Below are 3,451 nucleotides of genomic sequence, written 5' to 3'. Positions count from 1 at the left end.
GGGGAGATCCTGGAGCTGAAGACGACCATCAACACGATGGTCGACCAGCTGGGTTCGTTCGCGGCCGAGGTGACCCGGGTGGCCCGGGAGGTCGGCAGCGAGGGGCGGCTGGGCGGTCAGGCCGAGGTGGCCGACGTGTCCGGCACCTGGCGCCGGCTCACCGAGAACGTCAACGAGCTCGCGGCGAACCTCACCGGTCAGGTGCGGGCCATCGCCGAGGTCACCAGCGCCGTGGCCCGCGGCGACCTGACCCGTACGGTCGCCGTCGAGGCGCCCGGGGAGGTCGGGGCGCTCAAGGACAACATCAACTCCATGGTGGAGTCGCTGCGCGCCACCACCCGGGCCAACGAGGAGCAGGACTGGCTCAAGACCCACCTCGCGCGGATCTCCGGCGGGATCCAGGGCCGGCGCGACCTGACGACGGTGGCCCGGCTGATCATGCGGGAGGTGCCGCCGCTGGTGCACGCGCAGTACGGCTGCTTCTTCCTGGCCCAGGACGGAGCGCAGGGCGCCGTGGGCTCCGAGCGCTCCGAGCCGGCCGAGGGCGAGGGCCCGGCCCCGGAGCTCGTCGCGATCGCCTCGTACGGGCTGCCCGACGACCCCGCGTCCGGCCCCCGCCGGTTCCGCGTGGGCCAGTCCCTGGTCGGCCAGGCGGCCGCCGACCACCGGGTGATCGTCGTGGACGAACTGCCGCCCGGATACGCTCCGGTGCTCACCGGCACGGGCTCCGCCGACCCGTCCGCCCTGATCGTGCTGCCCATCGTCTTCGAGGGCCAGGTGCTGGGCGCCCTGGAGCTGGCCTCCCTGCGCCCGTTCGCGCCCCTGCACCGCGACTTCCTGGAGCAGTTCACCGAGCTGCTGGGGGTCAACGTCAGCTCCCTGACCGCCAATGCCCGGACCGACGAGCTGCTGGAGCGCTCCCAGCTGCTGACGGCCGAGCTCAGCGCCCGGTCCGGCGAACTCCAGGCCCGCCAGCGGGAACTGCAGCGCAGCAACGCCGAACTCCAGGACAAGGCGGCCCTGCTGGCCGACCGGAACCGGGACATCGAGCGGAAGAACCACCAGATCGAGCAGGCCCGCCAGGAACTGGAGGAGCGGGCCCAGGAGCTGGCCCGGGCCTCCCTGTACAAGTCGGAGTTCCTGGCGAACATGAGCCACGAGCTGCGCACCCCGCTCAACAGCCTGCTGATCCTCGCCCAGCTCCTCGCCCAGAACTCGGAGGGCAACCTGACGGAGAAGCAGGCCGACTACGCGGCCGTGATCCACTCGGCCGGCTCCGACCTGCTCCAGCTGATCAACGACATCCTCGACCTGTCGAAGGTGGAGGCCGGGCGGATGGACGTGCACCCGGAGCCGGTCTCCCTGCAGCGCGTCCTGGACTACGTGGACGTCACCTTCCGGCCCGTCGCGGACGAGCGGGGCCTGGAGTTCACCGTGAGCGGGGCGCCGTCGGCGGGCGAGGGGCTGGTCACCGACGAGGCCCGGCTGCGCCAGGTGCTGCGCAACCTGGTGTCCAACGCCCTGAAGTTCACCCGTACGGGCGGGGTCTCGCTGCGGGTCCAGCCCGCCGGCCCGCAGGAGGTGCCCGACTCCCTGCGCGGGGCGGGCCCGGTCCTCGCCTTCAGGGTCATCGACACCGGCATCGGGATCCCCCCGGAGCAGCTGGAGTCCGTCTTCGACGCCTTCCAGCAGGGCGACAGCGGCGCCGACCGGGCGTACGGCGGCACCGGTCTGGGCCTGTCCATCAGCCGCGAGGTCTCCCGGCTGCTCGGCGGGACCATCACCGCCGAGAGCACGATGGGCCGGGGCAGCTGCTTCACCCTCTTCCTGCCGGAGCACGACGGCAGGACGCAGGCGCGCTCCGGGCCGGACACGGCCGGCGAGGAGCAGGACGGGCCCGCCCCCGCCGTCACGTTCGCCGCACCGGTGGACGACGAGGGCCTGCGGGACCGGACGGTGCTCCTGGTCGACGACGACACCCGCAACGTGTACGCCCTCACCGAGGTGCTCAAGTCGGCGGGCATGCAGGTGCTGACGGCCGACAACGGGGAGGCCGGTATCAGGCTGCTGGCCGCGCACCCGGAGGTCGACCTGGTGGTGATGGACCTGATGATGGCCGGCCTCGACGGCTACGCGACCACGCGGGCCATCCGGGCCATGCCCCGGATGGCGGAGCTGCCCGTGGTGGTGGTGACCGCGAAGGCCATGCCGGGCGACCGGACGGAGGCCCTGGCCGCCGGTGCCTCCGACTACGTGGTCAAGCCGGTGGCCCCCGACCGGCTGCTCACCGCCCTGCGCACCTGGCTGGCCCCCCGCTGAGGAGCTGTCATGGTCCAGCCCGAGAGCGGACTCTCCTCGGCCGTCGCGGACCTGACGGCCGAGGTGGCGGCCCTGCACGCCGACCGGGCCCGGCGGAGTCTGCTGGACCTCGCCTGCGGGGTGCTCATGGCCCAGCTGTCCCTGTCCCCCGCCGAGGCCACCGACCACCTGCTGAGGCTGGCCGTGTCGACGGGGCTGTCCGCCACCGACCTGGCGGCGGACATCGTCAACGCGGCCGGGGGCCCGGAAGCCGGCCGCGAACCCGGCCCGGGGGCGCTCGCGGAGGCGGTGCCGGCGGCGGAGGCCCGCCGGGCCCGCCGGGGAACGACGGCCGTGCTGACCTCCGACACGGCCACCGCGGCGGCGTCGGCCCTGCTGGAGGGGGGCCTGCGGCGGCTCGGCGTCGAGTCCGTCTACCTGTGGCGGCGTACCGAGACCGACTGCCTGGAGCTGGCCGGGCAGTCCGGGGCGACCCCGATGGAGGCCGCGCACTGGCGGTGGGTGCCCCCCGAGACGGCCGGTCCGCTGCACCGCGCGCTCGCGGTGGGCCTGCCCGCGTGGTTCCCCGAGGGGCCGGGGGCGGAGGGCCGGCTGCCCGGTCCGCGCGCCGAGGCGGCCCGGGGGCTGGTCCCCCTGCACCGCGGCGGGCAGAACGTCGGGCTCGCCCTGGTCGTCTGGCCCTCGGCCCGGGACCTCGGCGCCGAGGTCCGCGCCACGGTGGCGGCCCTGTGCGGCCCGGCCGGGCAGGTGCTGGACCGCGGTGACTACGGCCCGGGCCCGGCGCCCCGGCTGACGGCGGTCCTGGCCGACCTGGTGCTGCCGGCGATGCTCGTCAGCGTGGCGCTCCCGGCCGGGGACCGGGAGGCCGCCGGCTTCGGCCGGGCCCACAGGGTGGACTACCTCAACCCCGCCGCCGTGCGCGCCCTGGGGCCCCTCCCCGCGCCCGCCGGGCGGCCGGTCGCGCAGCTGTTCCCCGACGTGTACGAGGAGCTGGTCGGGCTGCTCGCCCGGGCGAACGCCACCGACGCCCCGCAGTACGCCCCGGTCCTGCCGGCCGCCCCCGCGAACGCCAGGCCCCCGAAGGCCGGGGCGGCGGCCGAGCACACGATGGCCGAGGTACGGGTGCTGCCGC

The 3,451-nt window shown here is 75.2% G+C and carries 2 protein-coding genes; both read left to right on the top strand.

The window, feature by feature from the left end; translation table 11 throughout:
• Window positions 1-2,319, top strand: a 2,319-nt coding sequence (locus VR44_RS25810) for an ATP-binding protein (RefSeq protein WP_045949991.1), incomplete at its 5' end; no start/stop codon positions are given.
• Window positions 2,320-2,328: 9 nt separating this feature from the next.
• On the top strand, window positions 2,329-3,451 hold a 1,123-nt coding region (locus VR44_RS25805), incomplete at its 3' end, for an ANTAR domain-containing protein (RefSeq protein WP_157880403.1).

The sequence above is a fragment of the Streptomyces katrae genome (assembly GCF_000966975.1).
Classification (GTDB): domain Bacteria; phylum Actinomycetota; class Actinomycetes; order Streptomycetales; family Streptomycetaceae; genus Streptomyces; species Streptomyces katrae.
Note: the sequence above shows the minus strand (reverse complement) of the source record. Positions and strands in the feature narration are given on the sequence as shown.